Source organism: Paraburkholderia sp. ZP32-5 (genome assembly GCF_021390495.1).
Classification (GTDB): domain Bacteria; phylum Pseudomonadota; class Gammaproteobacteria; order Burkholderiales; family Burkholderiaceae; genus Paraburkholderia.
Genome location: NZ_JAJEJP010000002.1, coordinates 2,557,112 through 2,580,269, shown reverse-complemented (window position 1 = coordinate 2,580,269; position 23,158 = coordinate 2,557,112). Strand labels below are relative to the sequence as shown.

Annotated in this window: 22 protein-coding genes; 17 read left to right on the top strand and 5 right to left on the bottom strand. The window is 63.5% G+C overall.

Annotated features, from left to right (window positions below):
• Positions 1-89: 89 nt before the first annotated feature.
• The 16 genes from L0U82_RS30315 (at position 90) to L0U82_RS30235 (ending at position 17,161) form a co-directional block, all read left to right on the top strand.
• Complete coding sequence (locus L0U82_RS30315; protein ID WP_233836842.1) at positions 90-890, top strand: GntR family transcriptional regulator; 801 nt, start codon at positions 90-92, stop codon at positions 888-890.
• Positions 891-910: 20 nt separating this feature from the next.
• On the top strand, positions 911-2,119 hold the full coding sequence (locus L0U82_RS30310; RefSeq protein WP_233836840.1) for an ABC transporter substrate-binding protein: 1,209 nt from the start codon (positions 911-913) through the stop codon (positions 2,117-2,119).
• A 4-nt stretch (positions 2,120-2,123) separates the two neighbouring features.
• Positions 2,124-2,996 carry a branched-chain amino acid ABC transporter permease gene (locus tag L0U82_RS30305; RefSeq protein ID WP_233836838.1) on the top strand — a complete coding sequence of 291 codons (873 nt, stop codon included), beginning with the start codon at positions 2,124-2,126 and terminating at the stop codon, positions 2,994-2,996.
• A gap of 3 nt (positions 2,997-2,999) precedes the next feature.
• Entirely contained in the window at positions 3,000-4,013 is a 1,014-nt protein-coding gene (locus L0U82_RS30300) for a branched-chain amino acid ABC transporter permease (RefSeq protein ID WP_233836836.1), read from the top strand.
• Positions 4,006-4,800, top strand: coding sequence for an ABC transporter ATP-binding protein (locus L0U82_RS30295; protein ID WP_233836834.1), 795 nt, complete (start codon positions 4,006-4,008; stop codon positions 4,798-4,800). Before L0U82_RS30300 ends, L0U82_RS30295 begins: the two co-directional genes overlap by 8 nt.
• Positions 4,797-5,507 carry an ABC transporter ATP-binding protein gene (locus tag L0U82_RS30290; RefSeq protein WP_233836833.1) on the top strand — a complete coding sequence of 237 codons (711 nt, stop codon included), beginning with the start codon at positions 4,797-4,799 and terminating at the stop codon, positions 5,505-5,507. The genes L0U82_RS30295 and L0U82_RS30290 overlap by 4 nt, the downstream gene beginning before the upstream one ends.
• 3 nt (positions 5,508-5,510) lie before the next feature.
• On the top strand, positions 5,511-6,788 hold the full coding sequence (locus L0U82_RS30285) for a 3-isopropylmalate dehydratase large subunit (RefSeq protein WP_233836832.1): 1,278 nt from the start codon (positions 5,511-5,513) through the stop codon (positions 6,786-6,788).
• A gap of 4 nt (positions 6,789-6,792) precedes the next feature.
• Positions 6,793-7,344, top strand: a complete 552-nt coding sequence (locus L0U82_RS30280) for a LeuD/DmdB family oxidoreductase small subunit (RefSeq protein WP_233836831.1) — start codon at positions 6,793-6,795, stop codon at positions 7,342-7,344.
• The gene (locus L0U82_RS30275; RefSeq protein WP_233836830.1) at positions 7,338-9,044 is read left to right on the top strand and encodes a hydantoinase B/oxoprolinase family protein; all 1,707 of its coding nucleotides are present in this window, start codon (positions 7,338-7,340) and stop codon (positions 9,042-9,044) included. Before L0U82_RS30280 ends, L0U82_RS30275 begins: the two co-directional genes overlap by 7 nt.
• Positions 9,041-11,155: a hydantoinase/oxoprolinase family protein gene (locus L0U82_RS30270; RefSeq protein ID WP_233836829.1), complete on the top strand. Its 2,115-nt coding sequence runs from the start codon at positions 9,041-9,043 to the stop codon at positions 11,153-11,155. Before L0U82_RS30275 ends, L0U82_RS30270 begins: the two co-directional genes overlap by 4 nt.
• Before the next feature lie 10 nt (positions 11,156-11,165).
• Positions 11,166-11,786, top strand: coding sequence for a cysteine hydrolase family protein (locus L0U82_RS30265; protein ID WP_233836828.1), 621 nt, complete (start codon positions 11,166-11,168; stop codon positions 11,784-11,786).
• Complete coding sequence (locus L0U82_RS30260) at positions 11,783-13,180, top strand: FAD-dependent oxidoreductase (protein ID WP_233836826.1); 1,398 nt, start codon at positions 11,783-11,785, stop codon at positions 13,178-13,180. Before L0U82_RS30265 ends, L0U82_RS30260 begins: the two co-directional genes overlap by 4 nt.
• Before the next feature lie 34 nt (positions 13,181-13,214).
• Positions 13,215-14,078, top strand: coding sequence for an isocitrate lyase/PEP mutase family protein (locus L0U82_RS30255; protein WP_233836824.1), 864 nt, complete (start codon positions 13,215-13,217; stop codon positions 14,076-14,078).
• 501 nt (positions 14,079-14,579) lie between these two features.
• A complete protein-coding gene (locus L0U82_RS30250) occupies positions 14,580-14,792 on the top strand; it encodes a hypothetical protein (RefSeq protein WP_233836822.1) in 213 nt (70 codons plus the stop codon).
• A 109-nt stretch (positions 14,793-14,901) separates the two neighbouring features.
• Positions 14,902-16,572: a methyl-accepting chemotaxis protein gene (locus L0U82_RS39935; protein ID WP_326489767.1), complete on the top strand. Its 1,671-nt coding sequence runs from the start codon at positions 14,902-14,904 to the stop codon at positions 16,570-16,572.
• Between the two features lie 316 nt (positions 16,573-16,888).
• The gene (locus tag L0U82_RS30235; protein WP_233836820.1) at positions 16,889-17,161 is read left to right on the top strand and encodes a DUF4148 domain-containing protein; all 273 of its coding nucleotides are present in this window, start codon (positions 16,889-16,891) and stop codon (positions 17,159-17,161) included.
• Positions 17,162-17,209: 48 nt separating this feature from the next.
• On the opposite strand, the gene L0U82_RS30230 is transcribed toward L0U82_RS30235, so the two are convergent.
• Positions 17,210-18,268, bottom strand: coding sequence for an ABC transporter substrate-binding protein (locus L0U82_RS30230; protein ID WP_233836818.1), 1,059 nt, complete (start codon positions 18,266-18,268; stop codon positions 17,210-17,212).
• Between the two features lie 346 nt (positions 18,269-18,614).
• Between L0U82_RS30230 and L0U82_RS30225 the strand changes: the two genes are divergently transcribed.
• Entirely contained in the window at positions 18,615-18,869 is a 255-nt protein-coding gene (locus L0U82_RS30225; RefSeq protein WP_233836817.1) for a DUF4148 domain-containing protein, read from the top strand.
• Between the two features lie 91 nt (positions 18,870-18,960).
• Here L0U82_RS30225 and L0U82_RS30220 read toward each other — a convergent pair whose 3' ends face one another.
• The 4 genes from L0U82_RS30220 to L0U82_RS30205 form a co-directional block, all read right to left on the bottom strand.
• Positions 18,961-20,145, bottom strand: a complete 1,185-nt coding sequence (locus L0U82_RS30220; RefSeq protein WP_326489780.1) for an MFS transporter — start codon at positions 20,143-20,145, stop codon at positions 18,961-18,963.
• Between the two features lie 82 nt (positions 20,146-20,227).
• On the bottom strand, positions 20,228-20,521 hold the full coding sequence (locus L0U82_RS30215; protein ID WP_233836816.1) for a hypothetical protein: 294 nt from the start codon (positions 20,519-20,521) through the stop codon (positions 20,228-20,230).
• A 165-nt stretch (positions 20,522-20,686) separates the two neighbouring features.
• Positions 20,687-21,817 carry a zinc-dependent alcohol dehydrogenase gene (locus L0U82_RS30210; protein ID WP_233836815.1) on the bottom strand — a complete coding sequence of 377 codons (1,131 nt, stop codon included), beginning with the start codon at positions 21,815-21,817 and terminating at the stop codon, positions 20,687-20,689.
• Positions 21,818-21,893: 76 nt separating this feature from the next.
• Positions 21,894-23,054: a porin gene (locus L0U82_RS30205; protein ID WP_233836814.1), complete on the bottom strand. Its 1,161-nt coding sequence runs from the start codon at positions 23,052-23,054 to the stop codon at positions 21,894-21,896.
• Positions 23,055-23,158: the final 104 nt, after the last annotated feature.

The window sequence follows — 23,158 nt, the reverse complement described above, 5'->3', positions numbered from 1 at the left end:
TCGTTTCGCGTAGGTGTTTCCCCGATAGAACATTTGCCGCTTAGTTTGTTCCATTGACGGGACATTATGACACTTCGAGAATCGTCGCCATGGATATGTCCTTGCCCCTGCCGAAGTATCACCAGATCTACCTCGTCCTGCGTGAACAGTTGCAGGAGGGACGTTTCGATCGCGATGGCGTGCCTGGTGAGCATCAACTGGCCGAGCAGTTCGGTGTCGGCCGCATCACGATTCGCAAGTCGATGGAAATGCTGGTTGCCGACGGCCTGATCGTGCGCCGCCCGGGTCTCGGCACATGGCCGTTGCAGCAGGGACGCTCCACCGGCGACGGCAAGGGCAGCCGCATATCGCGCGAAAAGGCGCATCTGAACGGCCTGCTCGGCAATATCGTCACGATGGGTCTGCGCACGCGTGTCCACGTGATCGACAGCACCGTGGTGAATGCAACCGAGGCGATTGCGGAAGCACTCGCGCTCGATTCCGGTGCGTCCGTTCTCAAGTGCATTCGCGTACGCAGCGCGCAGACCGGGCCGATCTCCTACATCACGACGCACGTGCCGGAAGGCCTCGCGCAGATCACGCGCAAGGATCTCGAACGCAAACCGATGCTGGTGCTGCTCGAAGAAGCCGGCGTCGAACTGGGTGCGGCGACGCAAACCATCAGCGCGCGGCTTGCCGATGCGGTGGTCGCGCGGCATCTGGAAGTCGCGGTAGGTTCCGCGCTGCTGGCCGTCACGCGGCTCGTGCGCGACGTCAACGAGCGCCCGGTGCAACTGCTGCAGGGCCTCTACCGGCCGGACCGCTATCAGTATCAGATGCAGCTTTCACGCGTCGGTGGCATCGACGCCAAAGTATCGGTCAGCGATGAGCTGGCCACGAAATCCTCTTGATCCCGCCTGGAGAATCGCCCATGAATTCGCGTCGCGCGTTCCTGCGCCAGTCCACTGCACTCGCCGTTATGACCGCCTCGGGTGTCTCGCTGACGGCGCGCGCCGCCGGCAAGCCCGTACGTATCGGCGTGCTGCATCCCGTCACCGGCGCGCTCGCCTATTCCGGTCAGCAGTGCCGGCTGGGCGCGTTGCTCGCGATCGAGGACATCAACGCGGCGGGCGGTATCAAGTCGCTGGGCGGCGCGCCGATCGAGGCCGTTCTCGGCGACGCGCAATCGCGTCCCGAAGCGGGCTCCGCCGAGGTCGAGCGGATGAACGAAGCGGGGGTATCGGCGGTGCTCGGCGCGTATGCGTCGGCCATCTGTCTCGCGACCACACAAACCGCCGCGAAATACGGGCTGCCGCATGTGGTCGATGTCGGCGTCGCCGACCAGATCGTCGAGCGCGGACTCACGAATACGTTCCGCTTCGGACCGGGCTACCGGATCTGTTCGGCTGCGGCGGTCGAGGGTCTGGCCGCGCTCAATACCGCCGCCGGCAAGCCTGCGAAGACGGTGATGATCGTGCACGAGGAATCGCTGTTCGGCACCGGTACCGCGCAACTGCTGCAAAAGGAACTGCCGGCGCACGGCTTCGAAGTCAAGGAAGTGGTCAAGCACGCGAACCCGACACGCGACTTCAACAACATCGTGCTGCGCATGCGCTCGGTGAATCCCGATATCGTGATTCCCGCGAACTACTACAACGAATACGCGCTGCTGCTGCGCGCGATGAAGCAGCAGCAGGTTCGCCCGAAAGCGATCTATTCGGTACTCGGCGGCGCGGCGTCGAGCTACAAGTTTCTGAAGGAGTTTCCGGATATCGCCGACGGCATCATCGATTGCAATCACTGGTTCAATCCGAAAGATCCACGCGTCGCGCCGCTCAAGCAACGCGTCGATGCGAAGGGCGCCTTCTTCAGCTACGAGGTCTTCATGACCTACACGTCGATGATGCTGCTCGCCGACGCGATCGAACGCGCGCATTCGACCGATCGCGCGGCGATCACCGCGGCACTCGCCGCGAGCACGTTCAGCAACCATTTCATGCCCTACGGTCCGACCCACTTCAGCAACGGTCAGAACACCGGCGCGCAGCCGCTGCTCACGCAGGTGTCCGGCAACGATATCAAGGTGATCCTGCCCGATACCTACCGGCAGGTCGCGCCGGTCTTTCCGCTGAAGGCCTGAGGTCATGCTGGACCCGGTCATTCTGCTGTCCGCCGTGCTGAACGGCCTGACGACAGGTGCTGTGTACGCGTTGATCGCGCTCGGCCTCACGCTCGTGTATGGCGTGCTGCACATCATCAACTTCGCGCACGGCGCAGCGTTGATGGTCGCGCTCTACGCGGTCTGGCTCGCCAGGGAGAAGCTCGGCATCGACCCGTATGTGGCATTGCCGTTCGTCACGCTCGGCATGTTTGCGCTCGGCTATGCATTGCAGCGCTGCGTGATCGAGCGCGCGAGTCACGGCAAGGACGAGAACATCCTGCTCGTCACGCTCGGCATCGCGATCGTGCTGGAGAACCTGGCGCTCGTGGTGTTCCATTCGGACACGCACACGATCGACACGCCTTACACGCTCGCCACCGTCAATATCGGTCCGGTGATGCTCGCGGTGCCCAAGCTGATCGCACTCGGCGGCGCGTTGGCCGTCTCCGCGCTGCTGTTCTGGATCATGCGCGCAACCCGTCTCGGCCGCGCGATCCGCGCGGTGGCGCGCGAGAAGCACGGCGCGAAGCTGATGGGCATCGACGTGGAGCGCGTGTACGCGATCTCGTTTGGTATCGGCATGGCCTGCGTGGGCGCGGCCGCGTGCTTCCTGCTGCCGACCTACTACGTGAATCCGCAGGTCGGCAATGGCTTCGTGCTGATCGCTTTCACGATCGTCGTGCTCGGCGGCATGGGCAGCTTCGTCGGCGCGTTGCTCGGCGGTCTGCTGATCGGCGTGGTCGAGTCGCTCGGCGGTTTGTGGCTCGGCGATTCGCTCGGACAGATGGGCATCTTCGCGCTGTTCATCATCGTGGTGCTCCTGCGTCCGCAGGGCCTATTCGGCGCGAGGGCGTAAGCGATGCGCGATCTTCGTTCAATCGTTCTGTTCGCCGTCGTCGTCACGGCCGCGCTGTTCATGCTGCAATCCGGCGTCGCGCTGACGTTCGTGATGATGACGCTGTACTCGGTGCTGCTGTCGCAGGCCTGGAACATTCTCGGCGGCTACGGCGGTCAGTTGTCGTTCGGCCATGCGCTGTTTTTCGGCGTCGGTGCCTATGCGCAAGCGATCGCGCAGTTGCAGTGGGGCTGGAATCCATGGCTCGCGATACCGTTCGCGCTATTGGTCGGCGTCGTGACGGCGCTCGCGATGGGCGCAATCACATTCCGCTACGGCCTCAAGGGTTCCTATTTCGCGCTCGTCACGCTGGCGTTCGCGGAAGTGTTTCGCATCCTCGCGGTATCGCTGTCGTTCACCGGCGCCGGCGTCGGCTTGATGGTGCCGCTGCATCAGCGCCTCGGCAATCTGCAATTCGCGTCGCCGCGCGGCTATGCGCTCGTGCTGCTGGTGTTCGTGACGGCCGCGCTCGCCGTTACCGCCTGGCTGCGTCACTCGCGCTACGGCGCGTGGCTTCAGGCGATCCGCGATAACGAACACGCGGCGCGCGCGGTAGGCGTGGACCCGCTGCGCGTGAAGCTCGGCGCGATCGCGCTATCGGGGCTCTTCATGAGCGCGGCGGGCGCGTGCTATGTGCAGATGTTCCAGTACATCGACGCGGATATCGCGTTCGGCGCGACGATCTCGGTCGAGGCGCTGGTCGGCGCGATCGTCGGCGGACTCGGCACGTTGTGGGGGCCGGTGCTCGGTGCCGCGGTGCTCTATCTGCTCGGCGAAGCGACGCGCAATCTGTTCGGCGAACTGCCCGGTCTGTCGATGGTGATTTACGGCGCGGTGCTCGTCGTGATCGTGATGTTCCTGCCGCGCGGTCTGTCGGGCGCGGGCGCGTCGGTGCGGCGGATCTTTGCCGGCCGGCGCGACGAGCCCGAGGATCCGGCTACCCGGTCCGTCACCGCGAAGGAGAAGGCCCGTGTCTGAGCCACTATTGAAAGCCGAAGGGCTGTCCGTCACATTCGGCGGCCTGAAGGCCGTGCAGGACGTCGATCTCGCGATCAGGCCGGGCATGCTCGGCGCGCTGGTCGGTCCGAACGGCGCGGGCAAGACGACGCTGTTCGGCTTGCTATCCGGTTTTCTCCGGCCCACCGCGGGCCGCGTCGAATTCCTCGGCCGCGACATCACCGGTCAGGCGCCGCATCTGACGGCGCGCCAGGGGCTCACGCGCACGTTCCAGATCGTGCAGCCGTTCGGCGCGCAAACAGTGCGCGAGAACATCGCAGTCGGCGCGCATCTGCATCTGCGCGAGCGGCGCGCGGCGCTGCGCGAAGCGGAAGCGATCGCTGAGCGCGTCCATCTGCATGCACAACTCGATAAACCTGCTGCCGATCTGACAGTGGCCGGACGCAAGCGTCTCGAACTCGCGCGTGCGCTCGCGACGCGTCCGCGTCTGCTGCTGCTCGACGAAGTGCTGGCCGGCCTCAATCCGAGCGAGATCGACGAAATGATTCCGGTGGTGCGCGAGATCGCGGCGAGCGGTGTCACCGTGCTGATGATCGAGCATGTGATGCGCGCGGTGATGAGCCTTGCCGAGCATGTGTGGGTGCTGGCGCAAGGCCGCCTGATCGCGGCGGGCGCGCCGCGCGAAGTCACCGCCGATCCGGCCGTGGTGGAAGCGTATCTGGGCCATGGCACCGCTCAGCGGCTCGCGGCGCATGCGACCGCAACAAACATGGCGCCCGGCGCCGCGCGCGTTGGAGGTGCGCCATGAGCATGCTGCTCGAAGTCGAAGGGTTGCGCACCGGCTATGGCCGCGTCGAGGTGCTGCGCGGCGTCGACCTGCAAGTCGACGAAGGCGAGATCGTCGTGCTGCTCGGCAGCAACGGCGCGGGCAAGACCACGCTGAACAACACGCTGTCCGGGATCGTGCCGGCATGGAGCGGCCACGTGCGCTTTGACGGCCGCGAACTCACCGGACGCCACTATCGCGAGGTCGTGCAGGCGGGTCTGATTCACGTACCGGAAGGACGGCGCATCTTCCCGAACCTGAGCGTGCGCGAAAACCTCGCGCTCGGCGCCTTCGCGCGGGCAAGTGCCGCGCGCGAGCGCAACCTCGAACGCGTGCTCGACCTGTTTCCACGCCTGCGCGAACGTATCGCGCAGCCGGCCGGCACGATGTCCGGCGGCGAACAGCAGATGCTCGCGATCGGCCGCGGTCTGATGGCCGAACCGCGCCTGCTGATTCTCGACGAACCGTCGCTCGGTCTGTCGCCGCTGATGGTCGAGGAACTGTTCGCGCTGATCGCGCGGCTGCAACGCGACGGGCTGTCGATCCTGCTCGTCGAGCAGAACGTCGGCCAGTCGCTCGAAACCGGCCAGCGCGGCTACGTGCTGGAAAACGGCGCGATCCGCCACGGCGGCACCTGCGCCGAACTGCTCGCGAGCGACGAATTGCGCCGCGCCTATCTGGGGATGTAATCGATGTCCGTTGCACAAACGCTGACACAAAAACTGCTGGCCGCCGCGTGCGGCCGCGACACGGTCGCTGTTGGCGAAATCGTCACCTGCCGCGTCGATCTGGCGATGTTCCATGATTCGAGCGGCCCGCGCCGCCTGCAGCCGATGCTGGAGACGCTCGGCGCGACGCTGTGGGACAAGTCGAAGATCGTGCTGGTGCTCGATCACTACGTGCCGGCTCAAGACGACGAATCGCGCCGTATCGTGCGCATCGCGCGCGACTGGGCCGCGCAGCAGGCGCTGCCGAACGTCTACGACTCGGTGGGTATCTGCCACGTCGTGTTGCCCGAGCATGGCCATCTGCGTCCGGGCATGTTCTGCGTCGGCGGCGATTCGCACTCGCCCACTGGCGGCGCGTTGGGCGCATACATGTTCGGCATCGGCGCGACGGAAATGCTCGGCGTCGCGGTGTCGGGCGAAATCTGGGTGAAGGTGCCCGAGACGATCCAGATGTGCTGGCACGGGCAACTCGCCGACGGCGTGACCGCGAAGGACATGATGCTGCACATGATCGGCCGCTTCGGCATGAACGGCGGCCGCTACCAGGCCGTCGAGTTTTGCGGCGAGGCCGTGCGCGCGCTGTCGATGCAGGAACGCATGACGTTGTCGAACATGAGCGCCGAACTCGGCGCGCAGGTCGGCCTCGTTGCGCCCGATGCGTTGACGGTCGAGTATCTGCGTTCGGTCGGCATCAGTGACGCGAGCGGCGAGCGCGACGTGACGCGCTGGCACGGCGACGCGGACGCCGCCGCCGAACTGCACGAGTTCGACGCGCGCACGCTCGCGCCGCAGATCGCCGCGCCGCATAGCCCCGCGAATACGCAGTCGATCGATGCATTCGACGGCGTGGCCGTACAGGTCGCCTATCTGGGTGCGTGCACCGGCGCAAAGCTGGAGGATCTGCGCGCCGCCGCGCGCGTGCTGAAGGGACACCGCGTGGCCGACGGCCTGCGCTTCGTGGTGGCGCCCGCTTCGGCGCGCGACGAGGCACAGGCGGCGCGCGAAGGCGTGATGGACGTGCTGCGCGACGCGGGCGCGCAGGTGTTGGCCAATTCGTGCGGCGCGTGCGCGGGCTATGGCGGCTCGATTCCCGAGGGCGCGACGGTGCTGTCGAGCACGGCACGCAATTTCAAAGGGCGCATGGGCGCCGAAACGGCTCAGGTGTATCTGGGCTCTCCCTATTCCGTCGCCGCCGCCGCGCTCACCGGGCGCATCGCCGATCCGCGCGACCTGCTTGCCTGAGACCATGACCATCGCAGTCCCATCTTCTTCCTCGCCGGATAGGCAACACGTTCCGCCGCGCCATCGCGCGTGGTGTGTCGGCGCCGACATCGACACCGATGCGCTCGCGCCGGGCGCGTACATGAAGTTCGGTATCGATGACATTGCGCGTCATTGCCTGCAACGCGTGCGTCCGGAATTCGCCGCCGGTGTGCGCGCGGGCGACGTGCTGGTGGCCGGCGCGAACTTCGGCATCGGCTCGTCGCGCGAGCAGGCCGCCGCCGCGCTCGTGCATCTGGGCGTACGCGCGGTGATCGCGCCGTCGTTCAGCGGTCTGTATTTCCGCAACGCCTTCAATGTCGGGCTGTTGCTGCTCACCTGCGCCGACGCGCAGCGCATTGCCGAGGGCGAATCGCTCGCGCTTGCGCCACGCGAAGGCTATATCGAACGCGCCGACGGCAGCCGGCTCGTCTGCGAAAGCGTGCCGGGATTTCTTCTCGACATGGCCGACGCGGGCGGGCTGCTGAATCTGCTCAAACAGCGCTATCCGCTCAACCACGGAGCTTCCTCATGCTAGACCCCGTCACGCTGGCGGTCCTGAAAGGCCGGCTTGAACAGATCGCCGACGAAATGGACGCGACGCTGTATCGCAGCGCGTTCAATCCGATCATCGCCGAGGCACACGACGCCTGCCACGGCATCTATGACGCCGCGAGCGGCGCGACGCTGGTGCAGGGCAAATCCGGCCTGCCCGTGTTCGTCGGCGCGATGGCGTTCGCGGTGCAGGCGGCCGCGCATGCGGCGGCCGAGCGCGGCGGCATGCGCGACGGCGACGTGTGGCTGTTCAACGATCCGTACGACGGCGGCACGCACGCGAACGATTTCAAGCTCGTGCGCCCGGTGTTTCGCGACGGCAAGCTGTATTGCTTTCTCGCGTCGGCCGCGCACTGGCACGACGTGGGCGGCGCGGTGCCGGGCAACTACAACCCGGCCGCGACCGAGTGCTGGCAGGAAGCGGTGCAGATTCCGCCGGTGCGCATCGTACGCGGCGGCGAACTCGAAGCCGACGTGCTCGCGATCCTGAAGGCCAATACGCGCTTGCCCGACAGCCTGTGGGGCGATCTGAACGGCCAGCTCGCCGCGCTCGAACTCGGCGCGCGGCGGCTCACCGATCTGCTCGACGAATACGGCGACGCGACCGTGCAGGACGCGCTCGGGCTGCTGCGCGAGCGCGCGGTGAAGCTGATGCGCGCGCATATCGCGGCGCTGCCCGATGGCGAATACACGTACCGCGACACGCTCGATAACGACGGCGTGCGCGACGAACCGCTGACCATCGCGCTGTCGATGCGAGTGGCCGGCGACACGCTGACGCTCGACTTCGCCGGTACGTCGCCCGCGTGCCGGGGGCCCGTCAACATCTCGCGCGCCACCGCGATTGCCGCGTGCTATGTCGCGCTCAAACATCTGTTTCCGGACGTGCCGGCCAACGCGGGTGTGCTCGACGCGGTCGACTTCGCGTTGCCCGACGGCCTGCTGATCTCGGCGCAGCGGCCACGTCCGGTGGGCGGCTACACCGAGACGATCCTGCGCATGATCGACGTGATCTTCTGCGCGATGGCACAGGCCGCGCCCGAGCGTGCGATGGCGCAGGCGTACGGCACGATCAACGCACTGTCGATCGCCGGCTATCGCAGCGATCCGGGGCGCGAAGGGCAGCGCTGGGTGATGTTCAGCTTCTTCGGCGGTGGCCACGGCGGTCATTCGGATGGCGATGGTCTGTCACACGGTAACGCGCCGATCTCGACCGCGACGATTCCGCCGCTGGAAATTCTCGAAGCCGCGTATCCGGTGCGCTTCACGCAATGGGCGCTGCGCCCCGACTCGGCTGGCGACGGCGAGCATCGCGGCGGCCTCGGTGCGATCTACGAGATCGAGCTGCTTGAAGAAAACGCCGAAGCGTTCGTGTTCGGTGAACGGGGCCGTTCCGCGCCGCAGGGCATCGCGGGCGGCGGCACCTCGGTGCCCAACGTGTTCCGCTATCAGCACGAGGGCGAATGGCATACGCCGCCGATGGCGTCGAAGATGCTCGGCATCCGGCTCGCGCGCGGCGAGCGCGTGCGCCTCGAAACACCTGGCGGCGGCGGTTACGGCGATCCGGCACGGCGCAGCGAAGCGGCCCGCCGGCACGATCGCGCGATGGGCTACGTGACCCAGCCGGACAACGCGGACCGTGGTGCGGATAGCACCCCGCGCAGCAAGGAGCAACAGGCATGAGTACAGAGATCAAAGCGGTCAACGGCACGGCGAATAATGCGGCGCCGCTCGTCGTCGGTGTGGATGTCGGCGGTACTTTCACCGATCTGTTCGTGCTCGACGAAGCGGCCGGACAGGCGCGCATCGTCAAGGTGCCGTCGACGCGCGGCGAGGAAGCGCGCGGCTTCATGCACGGGATCGAACGCGTGGCCGGCGATACGAACGCGGGCGCAGGTAGCGGCGCGCGTGGTGCCAGCGCCATCGCGACGATCGTGCATGGCACCACGGTCGGCACCAATGCGCTGCTCGAACGCAAGATCGCGCGCACCGGCATCATCACCACCGCGGGCTTTCGCGACGTGCTCGAAATGCGCCGCCGCGACCGTCCCGCCACGTGGGGACTGCGCGGCGACTTCACGCCGGTCGTGCCGCGCAATCTGCGCATCGAGGTCGATGAACGGGTGCTGGCCGACGGCACTATGCATACCGACGTCGATCTGCAGCAGGTGCGCGCGGCCGCGCAGGCGCTGCTCGATGCCGACTGCGAAGCGGTCTGTGTGTTCTTCGTGAACGCCTACGCCAATCCGCTGAATGAACAGCGCGCGGTCGCGGCCGTACGCGCGCTGTGGCCGAACGCGAACGTCACGGCGGCCACCGAAGTGCTGCCCGAGATCCGCGAATTCGAACGCTGCTCGACGGCCACGCTGAACGCCGCGCTGCAGCCAGTGGTCGGCAGCTATCTCGCGCGCCTCGAACGCGATCTGCAGGCACAGGGCTTTGGTGGCGAACTGCTGGTCGTGCAGAGCAACGGCGGCATCATGTCCCGCCAGACCGCGAGCGACGTGCCGGTGCGCACCGCGCTGTCGGGACCCGCGGCCGGCGTGATCGCCTGCGCGGCGATCGCGCGCGCCGCGGGCTTTCCGAACGTCGTGACGGGCGATATGGGCGGCACGTCGTTCGACGTGTCGCTGGTGTCGGGCGGCGAAGCGTCGTTGTCGGCGCAGACTTCGATCGACTTCGGCATGGTGGTGCGCTCGCCGATGATCCAGATCGAGACCATCGGCGCCGGCGGCGGCTCGATCGCGTCGGTCGATGCGGGCGGGCTGCTGCAGGTCGGCCCCGAATCGGCGGGCAGCAATCCGGGCCCCGCGTGCTACGGACGTGGCAATACGCGCCCGACCGTCACCGATGCGAACGTGCTGCTTGGCCGCATCGCCGCGGACCGTCCGCTCGGTGGCGGCCTGCTCGCGAAGCTCGATACGCAGCGTGCCGCCGAGGCCATTCGCGAGCACGTGGCCGCGCCGCTCGGGCTCGATCCGTTCGCGGCGGCCGAGGCGATTCTGACGGTGGCCAACGCGCGCATGGCCGGCGCGATTCGTCTCGTGTCGATCGAACGCGGGCACGATCCGCGCCAGTTCGCCTATATGCCGTTCGGCGGCGGCGGCGCGCTGCACGTGTGCGCGATGATGCGCGAAGTCGGCACGACCACCGGCATCGTGCCGCGCTATCCGGGCGTGACCTCGGCGCTCGGCTGCGTGATCGCGGACATGCGCCACGACAGCGTGCAGACGCTGAACCAGCCGCTCGCCGCGCTCGACATCGACGATCTGCGCGCGCGCGTCGATACGATGGCGCAAGCGTGCCAGCAGCGTCTCGACTCGGCGGGCGTGCGCTTCGACGCGGTGCGCGAGGCGATCGAACTCGACATGCTGTACGTGGGGCAAAGCCATACCGTGCGTGTGCCGGTGGTGCGCGACGCGCTCGATCGCACGGGTATCGCGCGCGCGTTCGAGAGCGTCTACCGTGACGCGTTCGGCCGCACGCTCGACGGCATTCCGGTCCGCATCATGAATCTGCGCTATGCACGCATCGGCGTGCGTCCGAAGTTCGATCTCGCGGTGCTCGCGCCGCAGACGCGCGAGATGCCGGCGCCGCTCGGCACGCAGCAGGTCTATCACGCCGGACAGTGGTGGCAGGCGACGCGCTACGAGCGGCTTGCGCTGCCGGTCGATGCGCGCGTAAGCGGTCCGGCCATTCTCGAACAATCGGACACGACGATCTGGCTGGAGCCGGGATTCTCCGCGCGCGTGGATGCGCTCGGTAATCTGCTGATCACCCGCGACGCTTGCTGAGGAACCCGCGATGAGCGCACATGACCTCTTTGTCGACACGCGGCGCACCGCGCTCGTGATCGTCGATCTGCAACATGACTTCATCGGCGCGGGCGGCGCGTACGACCGTGGCGGCGCGGTCGCGCCCGCGGCGCGCGCGCTGCCTGCGCGCATCGCGCCGCTTGCCCGTGAACTGAAGGCGCGCGGCGGCTACGTCGCGACCAGCCAGTTCACGTTGTGGCCCGACGCGCATGGCGAGCCGATGATCTCGCCGCATCTGAAGCAGTTGCGCCCGTTCCTCGCGCGCGGCGATTTCGTGGCCGGCTCGCCGGGCCATGCGACCGTTCCGGAGCTGGCCTGTTACGCCGATGCGTCGGTATCGAAGGTCGCTTACTCGGCGTTCTTCAATACCCAGCTCGACTGGCTGCTGCGCCGCGCCGGCATCGATACGGTGGCCATCTGCGGGATCGTCACCAATGGCGGCGTGGCCAGTACGGTGCGCGATGCGCATATGCGCGACTATCGCGTGCTGGTGCTCGCGGATGGTTGCGCGGCGCCAACGGAGGCCGCGCATGATGCCGCGCTGACCGACTTGCGCAGCGTTGCCGACGTGATGTCCTGCGAGGCCTTCGCGGGCCGGCTCGCATCATGAGCGCGCCGATCGTCAAACATGGGCTGCCGCCGGCCGATGACGCGCCGCACGTCAGCGTGGTGATCGTCGGCGCGGGCGCGTGCGGGCTGACCGCCGCGCTCGCGCTGCAGGACGCGGGCATCGATTGCGTACTGCTCGAACGCGACGCAGTGCCGAGCGGCTCGACCGCGCTGTCTTCCGGCTTTATTCCGGCGGCGGGCAGTGCGGCGCAGCGCGCTGCGGGTATCGACGACAGCCCCGAGCGCTTTGCCGCCGACATATTCGGCAAGACCGAGGGCACGGCGGCGGCGCACCTGGTGCGCGCCTATAGCGAAGCGTCGGGCGCGGCGATCGACGCACTTGCGCGCCACGGTCTCGCGTTCGAAATTCTCGACGGCTTCCTGTACCCCGGTCATACCGCGCGCCGCATGCATAGCCTGCCCGAGCGCACCGGCGCCGCGCTGATGGCCGCGCTGGAACGCGCGGTCGCGGCAACCGATGCCGCGATTCTGACGCGCATGCTGGCGCGCGAACTGTGGGTCGACGAGAACCAGCGCATCGTCGCGGTGGGCGGCGAGCGGCCCGATGGCGTGATGGAATATCTGCGGTGCGACACCGTGCTGCTCGCGTGCAATGGCTTCGGTGGCAGCCCCGAGTTGCGCGCGGCCTTGCTGCCGGAGATGGCCGAGGCCGTCTACGGCGGCCATGAAGGCAACGACGGCAGTGCGCTGCTATGGGGCCGCCAGCTCGGCGCGGCGCAAGCGGATCTGGGCGGCTACCAGGGGCACGGCTCGTGGGCGAGCCCGCACGGCATCCTGATCACGTGGGCGGTCATCATGGATGGCGGTGTGCAGATCAATCGCACGGGCCGCCGCTTTCATGACGAGACGCACGGATATTCGGAAGCGGCGGTACATGTGCTCGCGCAACCCGATGGGATTGCCTGGACCGTGTTCGATGCGCAGACGCTCGCGCTCGCGCGCACGTTCCCGGACTTTTGTGAAGCCGAGTCCGCCGGCGCGATCAAGACCGCGACTGACATCGACGCGCTGGCCGCGCTGATCGGCTGCGATGCGGCGACGCTGCGCGGCACGCTCGACGGGATCGCGCCCGACGTTACCGCGCCGGATGGCCGTCGCTTCACGCGCTCGCTTGCCGCGCCGTGGTACGCGATCAAGGTCACCGGTGCGCTGTTTCATACGCAGGGCGGTCTCGACATCGACGCACAGTGCCGCGTGCTGCGCGAGGACGGCACAGCGCTGCCGAATCTGCTGGCGGCGGGTGGTGCCGCACGCGGTGTGTCGGGCAACGCCGTGTGGGGCTATCTGTCCGGCAACGGTCTGCTGTCGGCGGTCGCGGGCGGTCACATTGCGGCGCATACGGTGATTTCGCAACGTACCTTGGCGATCAATTAGCAACCATCTTTTATATGGGACCGGAGACAACTGCATGACGACATCGCCGACACTGAAGGCGCGGCTCGCGGAAGGGGTTCTGCTCGCGCCCGGCGTCTATGACGCGCTTTCCGCGCTGATCGCCGCGCAAGCGGGATTCGACGCACTCTACCTTTCCGGCGCGTCGATCGCCTATACGCGACTCGGCCGTTCCGACGTGGGCCTGACCACTTATTCCGAAGTCGAGGACACGCTCGCGCGCATTACCGAGCGCGTCGAATTGCCGGTCATCGTCGATGCCGATACGGGCTTCGGCAATGCGCTCAACGTCAAGCGCACGGTGCGCGGTTTCGAGCGCGCGGGCGCGGCGATGATTCAGCTCGAAGACCAGGCGTTTCCGAAGCGTTGCGGACACCTCGACGGCAAGACGGTGGTCAGCACGACCGAAATGGTGGGCAAGGTGCGCGCGGCCGTCGATGCGCGGCACGACGCGAATACGCTGATCCTTGCGCGCACCGACGCGGTGGCTGTCGAAGGGCTGGAGGCTGCGCTCGAGCGCGCGGAACGCTACCTGGAGGCCGGCGCCGATGCACTCTTTATCGAGGCGCTGCGGTCCGTCGAGCAGATGTCGGCCGCGTGCAGCCGTTTTGCCGGCCGCGCACCGTTGCTAGCCAACATGGTCGAGGGCGGCAAGACGCCGGTACAAAGCGCGCGGGAACTGGGCGCGCTCGGGTTCGGGATCGTCATCTTTCCGGGCGGTACGGCACGCGCGGTTGCTCATACGCTGCAGGGCTACTATGCCGGGCTGCATGCGTCGGGGTCGACTGTCGGATGGCGCGAGCGCATGCTTGATTTCGACCGTTTGAATGCGGTGATTGGTACGCCGGAATTGTTGGAGGATGGCAAACGCTACGAGTAGTAGAACGGCGGCAGGCCTCGTGGTCTGCCGCTTTGGTTTTGCGGGCTCGGCATGCTCAATGCCGCCGAGTTTGCCAATGCCGAGTGCCCTATGGCAAATTTGACGGCAATCTCTCACCGATAACGGTTGTAGAAGCCTTTAGCCTCACTGCCGCGTGCAGGCGGGGTTCAAACCATCGTCTAGCCCGGTTCTCGTGGCTTGCATCAAGTCTGGTTAATCCCACGCAACCAGCAGAAGTACCCAACACACCGCTCGATAGTCCTATAAAGCCGACATTTCCCCGTTGCGTTATGGACAGGGTTGGCACCAACGTTCCTCAAGCGTTGACACCTTTCAAGAGCAGGTGTTATCGTGTGTTCACAATTAAGGATCGACGGTCCGTATATAAGAACGTTTGAGTCATGGCGTTATCTTGCATGTAGATGCGCTGCAGGGATCGTTAGAAAAGCCGCGGAACGCTTCGACGACCGCAGGTGAACCATTCAAGAACGAGGCCGCGACATGCAAGCGACGGCCCACGGAGACAACATCGCCATGCTTCATCATCCGCTGAAGACCACCATTCAGGCGCTTGGCAATACCCGCGCGCTGAAATCCGAAGAAGTCTCTCCGATCGTTGATGCGTTCGCGGCTCAGTGCGTGTCGATCCCACACTCGAAGCGCACAGTACACGTTGGTTGCGTAGCCCGCGAGGCAAAGGCAAACGCCTTCTGAAGTTTCAGCCGCGTCGGTGCCGGTTGGATACCGACGCCTTTCCTGCAAATCCACCCGCTGCGCTGCATTCAGTTGATACGGTGCGCCTGGGTATAACAACCAAAATGCGATGCTTGCGCTAGGCAATCTGAAAGTCGGCGCCCGACTATTGACGGGTTTTGCCGTTGTGTTGATCGTGCTGTGCGCGACCTGCGCCATCGCGTTGTATCAGGCGTCGCGAATCGAGGCGGGTACGCAGGATCTCGCGCGAAACTGGTTGCCGGGTGTCCAGGTGCTGGGCGATCTGCGCTCGGCGACGGATTCGGCGCGCCGTGCGACGCTGCGCGTGGTGCTGGAGGTTAATCCGCAAGGCAAGCAGGACGCGGTTAGCGAGCGCAACCACGCGTTGTCGAAGATAACCCGCGCATTCGCGGACTACGACAAGCTGATCGATTCGCCCGCCGAACGCGAACTCCTAGAACATGATCGCGCGGGCTGGGCCGAGTATCAGAAGATCGACGACAAGCTGGTGAAACTCGCCACGGCCGGCGACAGCGATTTCGCCGCCGTGCGCACGCTGGCCGCTGAATCGTCGCGTGACTATCGCGAGTATGCCCACAATGTCGACGCTCACGTGGAGTTCAACCGTAAAGGTGCAACACAGGCGAGCGCGCGAGCTAACGACGAGTATCGCTTTGCACTGCGACTGGCGATAGCGGCGATCGTGGTGGCGATTGTGCTGAGCATCGCGGTCGCCTACGCGATTACGCGTTCGATCACCGTGCCCATCGATCGGGCCGTCACCATCGCCGCGACGGTTGCACGCGGCGACCTGACTTCCCATATCGAAGTTCGCGGCAGGGACGAACTCAGTCAATTGCTGGGCGCATTGCGGCACATGAATGAACGGCTCGTCGATATCGTGACGCAGGTGCGCGCGAGTAGCGAGAGCGTCGCGACGGGCGCTGCGCAAATCGCGATGGGCAACACGGATCTCAGCCAGCGCACCGAGGAGCAGGCGGCCTCGCTCGAAGAGACGGCCGCGAGCATGGAGCAATTGACCGCAACCGTGAAGCAGAACGCCGAAAACGCGCGGCAAGGCAACACGCTCGCGAACAGCGCTGCGGATATCGCTCAGCGCGGCGGCGACGTGATGCGCGACGTCGTAACAACGATGGAGGGCATCGCCAGCAGCTCGGAGCGTGTCGAGCAGATCATCGGCGTGATCGACGGCATCGCTTTTCAAACCAACATTCTGGCGCTGAACGCTGCGGTAGAGGCCGCGCGCGCGGGCGAGCAGGGGCGCGGATTCGCGGTGGTTGCCTCGGAGGTGCGCAGCCTCGCACAGCGCAGCGCGAGCGCGGCTCGGGAAATCAAGGAGCTGATCGGGCAATCCGTCGGACGCGTGGATACCGGGTCGCGGCAAGTGGGTGAAGCGGGTGGCACGATCGGAGAAGTCGTGCACGCGGTGCGGCGCGTAACTGCATTGATGGGCGAAATCGCCGCTGCTTCCGACGAGCAGCACACCGGCATCGTTCAGGTAAACCAGGCAATCGTCCAGATCGACGAGGTTACGCAGCACAACGCGGCGCTGGTCGAACAGGCATCGGCGGCGGCTCAGAACGTGCGCGAGCAGTCCGCATTGCTACAGCAACTGGTGGCGAATTTCAGGCTCGATGCGAGCGATGGTGCGTCGCTCGCTGGCGGCGATACCTTGCATGTGAGTGAACGGTACACCTCTTCGCAGAACCCAATTGCGAAGGGTCCGATATCTGGTTCCACCACTGCGCAATTTGCGTAAGACGTCAAACATAGCGAGACACTGGACGCTGTATTCCGGCGCTCCAGGCACCACCGTTGCACCGCCTGTTTGGTAGAAAGCGACGGCGGCGACCGCTCTGGATGAAGCCCTGACCACTTCTGGCAGGGCTTTTTTGCGTGGCGTGCAGACTTGAGATTGATCTCGGTTATCGCAACCCGTGCAACAGGTCTTGGAATTCGTTCCTCATATAGGAACAACTTTCTTTTATAAGTAACGACAAAGTAGGTAAAAACCCGTATAATGCTTTCCATGGGTTGCCTCGGTGCGCCGCCCACGAACCACTACAGAAGCTCATATGAAATCGCTCATCAATATCGCCCTTGCAGTTGCTCTTGTCGCTCCGGTGCTGTCGCATGCTGCTCAGCCGCTTACGCACGCGCAGGTCCGCGCGGAATTGATTCAATTGGAAAACGCAGGCTACAACCCGGCCGATGAAAGCGACTACCCGCGGAACCTGAAGCACGCACAGGCTATCGTCGCGCAACAGAACGCAGCTAATACCGCGTACGGTTCGGACATCAACGGCGCATCGCAATCCGGCAGCATCACGCAAGCCGGTGAAAAGTGAAAAAGCTGCCCTGAACCAGGGCAGCTTTTCATTGCCGCAACGTGAGCTTTAAGCCAGAAACAGGTGGTTAAAGAGGTCGTTCCATTTATTGCGATCAGCCGCTGACATCGCGGGATCGACAGGCGTTATCTGGCTGTTCTGGAAAGGTGACGGGATATTCCGGTGCGTCGGCACATAGTCCATGCTCGCGAGAATTTTTTGCGCGTCGATTGAGAGCATGTAGTCGTAGAGCAACATACCCGCGGCAGGATGGGGTGCGTGTTTGAACAGGGCAATGCCATTCGCTCGCGCCACCGCTGGCTGCAACAGGAACCAGTCGATAGGAGCGTTGTTGCGCTTTGCCTGCATCGGCATGTAGTTGTATGTCTCGAGTGCAAGCGGCACTTCGCCTGAGGCAACCATATTGTTCAGTAGGGAGTTGCCGTTGCGAACGGATACGCCATTCGTGGCAATCAATTCCTTGAAGAAGGCGATGCCTTTTTCGTTGCCCATCTGCTGGCAAACAGTTGCAAACCAGTCGGAACTCTTAGACTCGATACCGAGCTTGCCTTTCCATTTCGGCAGTAGTAGATCGGCAAAGGAAGAAGGCAAATCTTCTTTCTTGATGGTATTCGTGTTGTAAGACTGAACCCAGACAGACAGCAGTGTCGATGCCCACATGTGATGGTCCGGCACCGATCCTGAAATCAGGTCTGCAAACATCGGCGATATGACAGGCTGCAACAGGTTCTCTTGCCGCAGATTATCGAGGAATGAAGAACCGACATGTACGTTGTCGGGCATATAGCGGCCGGCTCGCGCTTCTGAAACGGCACGTTGCACAACTTGCTCATCCCCTGCGCGCCATGTATTGACCTTGACGCCATACTTTTTCTCGAATGGTTTGAGCAATGGTTCGAGGTCCGACTTTGCGATCGTCGTGTAGAAATTGACTTGCCCTTCTTTTTTTGCCGCTGCGAGAATCCGGGCTGCGCGATCCGTTCCGGCATAGGTCGCCAGTGCAAGATTTGGCGAATTTTCCTCGGCCGATCTGGCATGCAATGGCACGAATGCCGCACTCGATGCGAGTCCAAAACCGGCTTTCAATATGGTACGTCGGGTAATCATCCTGTCTCCATTCTTGAAATAAAAAGTCCCGAAAGCAACCTCGTTCAGAGATCTGTCTTCTCGTGTGATGCACGTACGTCGTGCCCGATCGTGTGCCGTGTTTAATCAGCGCACTCGATGAATTCGGCGTACTTCACGCATCCGCGCATCGAGCGAAGCACTGCAATTTCTACTCAAGTTCTCCGTTCCGACATTTGGAACTCCCTACTCGAATTCAGAATTGGCGCGTTCCAATTTGAGGGCTATGGTTCTTGTAATGTGTAAATTAGTGGTTTCCCCAATCTGTCTTGTAAATGGGTGTATACTGATTTGACAAATCCAATATTCACAACCAAGAGGTAAGACCATGAAACTCCTGATCAATGCTGTTTGCGCTGCTGTCATTCTTGTTCCGATGTTGTCGAATGCGGCTGAGCCCGTCACGCGGGCGCAGGTGATTGCGGAACTGGAACAGCTGGAAGCGGCGGGCTACAACCCCGGTGTTGCTGATGACAGCTATCCGGAGAACCTGGAGCAAGCACAGGCAGTTCTCCAGCAGCGCAAGAACGTAGCAACGTCCTACGGTTCCGATGCGCGAGGCACCACGCAATCAGGTCATTAAAGGCGGCCTCGCGCAGGCGAAGCCGCTTCAGAACTGACCTGCGTACAAGTAGACGGCTATTGTTTCGACAGTGGGAAGGCTGTGACACGAATCACGCCGATGCGCTCGCCTCGAGTGTGGTGCGCTTGGGATCACGTTGTTCCGGATAAACGTATGGCCCGAGTCGCATGATCGAGATGACGGCGATCGAAACAAAGCCGGAGAATGTCCAGAGGGCGGTCCTGTAAGAGTGCGTGAGGTCGAACGATAGGCCAGATGCGAAGATCATGATGCCGGCCCCCCATCCCCACGCCATCCACATCGCACCACTCACTCGCCCAAACAGGCGCAGGTCAAAGTAGCGGCTTACGATGAACGTAATGATGTCTGCTTCCGCGCCGATTGAAACGCCGATCAGCGCGGCGGCGATCATTGCTGTGTAACCGGTTGCGCCTGTTGCGAGAATCAGCACGCCAACGAGCGTCAGCGAGAACGACATCGCTGCGCAATAGGGTGCATGAACGCGATCCATCAACCAGCCAGCGAACAGACGGCCGAGCGCCGAGGTTAAGCCTGCAATCGACAGCATCGTTGCCGCGGCCGATACCGTTTCGCCGCGATCGGTCATCATCGGCACGAGCTGCGAAAGCAAGGCGAGCAGCACGCCGGACACACAGAAGATCGAAAGGCCCAGCAGACGGAATGTCTGATCGCCGAGGAATAGCGACCACAGCGACGGCAGTTCGCGTTTCGCCTCACGCGCTTTGCGCACCAGTTCTTCATCGACGCCTGGTGGCATTTTGACGAGGAAGTAGAGCGCGGGAACGGAAAACGTTGCCATCAACGCGGCGACTCCGAAATAACCGGCACGCCAGCCGAAGTGCTTCAGCAGGTAACCCGCATAGTGCGGCATGAACATCGCGCCCACTGCCGTACCGCCGACCATCAACCCCAACGCCAGGCCTCGCTGGCGATCGAAGCGGGCACAGATTACCTTCGCATAAGGCAATGCGTTCGTGCTGGGCGCGAACAGACCGACCGCCACGAATGCCAGCGCGAATATAAATGGCGACGCCGGCAACACGCCCACGAGCGCCGTGGATGCGGCGAACAGAATCAGAAATAGCAGCGTAGGGCGTCGCACACCCATTTTGTCGATGAGCGAGCCGAGAAGAATGGTGCCCGGTCCCATCGAAAATTCGAAGACGGTCAAGCCGAGCGAAACCTGCGCGCGGCTCCAGTGATTCTCCGCGGCGATCGCCTTGATAAACATCCCGAACATAAATGCCGACAACACACCGGCGCCGACGGAAACACAGACCGCGCCGCCGAATACCGTCCACCATCGATTGATGTCGCGCTTCAAAATAGTCTCCTTGCTACGCGCCGAGTGCAGAAAGCAGATCGCCGAGGTAACCGTCCTTCTTCGGAAGAACCATCATCGTGCTGTACGGACGCAACGTATCGGCCGTGCTGTTCGTTTCGCGGTCGGAAGGGCTGATCACGACGGATACGGTGACGCCATTCATCCGATACGTTTTTGCCGCGACGGCAATCGCGCGAGCGTCGTCACCATCACGGCCAGAAATCACGACGGTATCGGGCGTGCCGAGCCACTTGTTCAACGCATCGGAATCGAGACTCTCGTTTGCATTGGAGTCTTTCCAAAGCATGGCGAAATCGCTCGCCATTGCAAATTCGACATCGGCATACGTACGGCAGCTTGCAACTTCGGGATCGTTATCCGTCAACGCGATCACACGAATGCGACGAGGCGAAGAATTCGGCGTCTTGATCCTGTAACGCACTTCGGATGGAGTCGGGTAGTCAGGCATGGCTTACTTCCACGGATCGATCGTCATGTGAATCGCGCCGTCGACACCGTCGCCCTGCAACGTGCGCAGCGCGAGGTCGGTCTCATCGAGACCGAATGTGTGCGTGCTCATCTGCGTGACGTCGTGGCGGTTCGCGGCGATGAGCTGCAACGCGAGTTCGACCGACTGATAGCTGTGACCACGCATGCCCTTCACCGTGAGAAAGCGCGCGATGATCATGTCGCTGTTGAATTCGGGAATCGGCACGCGCTTTTGTCCGCCGAGCACGACCGTTCCGCGCTTGCGTGCAAGCTGGATTGCCGAAACAACAGTTGCTGGACCACCGGACGCACAATCGATCACGAGGTCGGCCATCGAGCCGCCCGTGAGATCCGCGACACGTTCGAGCACGTCTTCCTGATCGACCTCGATCGTGTGATCCGCGCCGAGTCGCTTGGCCAGCGCAAGACGTTCGCGGTCGGTGTGCGTCGAAAGCCCCGTGACGATGATTTTCTCGGCGCCTGCTTCACGTGCCGCCACGACGCATGACAAGCCTTGTTGCCCAGGTCCCTGAATGACAACGGCCTGGCCCGGACCCGCGCCGCCCTGTAAATAAGCCCATTCGATACCGTTGCCAAGCGGCAGCGCAAGTGCTGCGTGTTTCGGCGCGACAGTCGAGGGCACGCGGTGAAATACGGTATTCAGTTGCAGGTACTGGTATTGACTAAAGCCGCCCCAGAACGAGGGCGCAGTTTTCAAACCGGTTGCGCCGTAACGCAGACCATTCAATCGCCAATCCGTCGCATTGCACAGGCGGAATTCGTTCGACAGGCAGTACTCGCAGTGACCGCACGGAACGTATTCTTCGAGCGCGACGTAATCGCCTTCCTTGAGGCCCCAACGCGCACTGGCAAGCTCACCGACTTCCTCGATATGGCCGACTGTCTCATGCCCGAGGATCAACGGCCCACGGCTTTGCGGCAGTTGCTTGTAGTAAGGGCCATCGCTGCCACATACGCCCGTTATCGCAACACGAAGCAATCCGGTGGACGATGTAATGGCCGGGCGTTCGAACGTCTGAATTTCCGTGCGTGACGGTTCGACAGCAACAGCCGCCTTGAAAGTGCGTGGGATAGATTGGGTCGTGGCGTTCATACGTAGTGCGCGTGCGAAATTTCAGAAGAAACGCGAGGTTCCGTGCTACAGAACCTCGCCCATCCATCAACTGGCTTTAGAAGCGATGCCGGAGAAGGAGTTTGACTGCAACCTGCGTAGGCGTCGTCGAGGCGCCGAGCGAACCGATCGTTCCGACCGCGGGCTTGCCAGTCGAATCGATACCCGAGGCGAGTTGCCAGATGCCGCTCAGCTGAATATCGGTTCGCTTGGAAAGGAAGTAATCCGGTCCGGCGTTGACCTGCTGATAGTGCGCGGCTCTGCCCGGCGCACGCACTGTCGTGTAGTCATACGCGGCCGCAAGCAGCAGCGTCGGCATCACGCGATAGCGAATGTTGCCTTCGTAGCTGCTGAGCGTCGCCGTTCCGGTATTCGGTGTCGTCTTCGTTGGCAGCATGTCGCCGAAGATGGTTCGCGTGTACACGAAGCTGACCTGACCACCGGTGCCGAACTTGTAGCCGATACCTGCCGCAAAAATGGCCTGATTGGCCGCGGACAGGAAGCCGCTGAACGACGGCGACTTGCCGGGTGACGAGAATGCCGACGTGCCCGGTGCGGCAGCACTGTCGTAAACCGAAACCGCGGGGTTGTTGATATTCTCGTACGCGATTGCGCCGAGAATCGGGCCGGAATCGTACGTCGCCGCCAACTGATAACGACGGTTGGTCGCGAAGTTACCGGGTGCGCCGCCGGGTGCGAATAACAGATCGAGCTTCACGCCTGCATACGTAGGCGAGATATAGCGGATCGAATTATCCATCCGGAAATTGGCGTTCAGGTTATCGAAGTCGCCCTGGTGGCTGCCGACCCATGCCCATATGCCGGTCGCGGACAGACGTTCGCCGACATCGTCGTGCATCGCGTCGTACTGACGACCGAGCGTGAGCCTGCCGTACGGTGTTTGCAGACCCATGTAGGCCGAGCGGCCGAACAGACGACCGCCTTGCGAGAGCGTGCCGGCAGAACCATCGAAACCGTTTTCCAGATCAAAGACGGCTTTCATACCGCCGCCAAGATCTTCCGAACCGCGTAGACCCCAGCGACTGCCATTGGTTTGCCCTTTGATGAGGCCGACCACTGAGCCGCCGCTCTGATTATTGATGTAGTTGATCCCCTCATTCACAATGCCGTACAGCGTAACCGAGCTTTGTGCGTGAGCGACGCTCGCAAAACTTGCGAGAGCAGGGAAAGTCATCAATGCGAGAGTTCTCTTTTTCATGAGTCTCCAATGTTGATTTAATAAGCGTCGACCTGAATTGGCCGATGCTTACATGCGGGAGTGCCGCGATTTGTAGAAAATAAATAGTATGGTTAATTGAAAAA

Excerpts from the sequence above, each read along its gene's own strand:
- L0U82_RS30315 (WP_233836842.1), top strand. The coding sequence starts at position 90 with ATGGATATGTCCTTGCCCCTGCCGAAGTATCACCAGATCTACCTCGTC.
- L0U82_RS30310 (WP_233836840.1), top strand. The coding sequence starts at position 911 with ATGAATTCGCGTCGCGCGTTCCTGCGCCAGTCCACTGCACTCGCCGTT.
- L0U82_RS30305 (WP_233836838.1), top strand. The coding sequence starts at position 2,124 with ATGCTGGACCCGGTCATTCTGCTGTCCGCCGTGCTGAACGGCCTGACG.
- L0U82_RS30300 (WP_233836836.1), top strand. The coding sequence starts at position 3,000 with ATGCGCGATCTTCGTTCAATCGTTCTGTTCGCCGTCGTCGTCACGGCC.
- L0U82_RS30290 (WP_233836833.1), top strand. The coding sequence starts at position 4,797 with ATGAGCATGCTGCTCGAAGTCGAAGGGTTGCGCACCGGCTATGGCCGC.
- L0U82_RS30285 (WP_233836832.1), top strand. The coding sequence starts at position 5,511 with ATGTCCGTTGCACAAACGCTGACACAAAAACTGCTGGCCGCCGCGTGC.
- L0U82_RS30280 (WP_233836831.1), top strand. The coding sequence starts at position 6,793 with ATGACCATCGCAGTCCCATCTTCTTCCTCGCCGGATAGGCAACACGTT.
- L0U82_RS30275 (WP_233836830.1), top strand. The coding sequence starts at position 7,338 with ATGCTAGACCCCGTCACGCTGGCGGTCCTGAAAGGCCGGCTTGAACAG.
- L0U82_RS30270 (WP_233836829.1), top strand. The coding sequence starts at position 9,041 with ATGAGTACAGAGATCAAAGCGGTCAACGGCACGGCGAATAATGCGGCG.
- L0U82_RS30265 (WP_233836828.1), top strand. The coding sequence starts at position 11,166 with ATGAGCGCACATGACCTCTTTGTCGACACGCGGCGCACCGCGCTCGTG.
- L0U82_RS30260 (WP_233836826.1), top strand. The coding sequence starts at position 11,783 with ATGAGCGCGCCGATCGTCAAACATGGGCTGCCGCCGGCCGATGACGCG.
- L0U82_RS30255 (WP_233836824.1), top strand. The coding sequence starts at position 13,215 with ATGACGACATCGCCGACACTGAAGGCGCGGCTCGCGGAAGGGGTTCTG.
- L0U82_RS30250 (WP_233836822.1), top strand. The coding sequence starts at position 14,580 with ATGCAAGCGACGGCCCACGGAGACAACATCGCCATGCTTCATCATCCG.
- L0U82_RS39935 (WP_326489767.1), top strand. The coding sequence starts at position 14,902 with ATGCTTGCGCTAGGCAATCTGAAAGTCGGCGCCCGACTATTGACGGGT.
- L0U82_RS30235 (WP_233836820.1), top strand. The coding sequence starts at position 16,889 with ATGAAATCGCTCATCAATATCGCCCTTGCAGTTGCTCTTGTCGCTCCG.
- L0U82_RS30230 (WP_233836818.1), bottom strand. The coding sequence starts at position 18,268 with ATGATTACCCGACGTACCATATTGAAAGCCGGTTTTGGACTCGCATCG.
- L0U82_RS30225 (WP_233836817.1), top strand. The coding sequence starts at position 18,615 with ATGAAACTCCTGATCAATGCTGTTTGCGCTGCTGTCATTCTTGTTCCG.
- L0U82_RS30215 (WP_233836816.1), bottom strand. The coding sequence starts at position 20,521 with ATGCTTTGGAAAGACTCCAATGCAAACGAGAGTCTCGATTCCGATGCG.
- L0U82_RS30210 (WP_233836815.1), bottom strand. The coding sequence starts at position 21,817 with ATGAACGCCACGACCCAATCTATCCCACGCACTTTCAAGGCGGCTGTT.
- L0U82_RS30205 (WP_233836814.1), bottom strand. The coding sequence starts at position 23,054 with ATGAAAAAGAGAACTCTCGCATTGATGACTTTCCCTGCTCTCGCAAGT.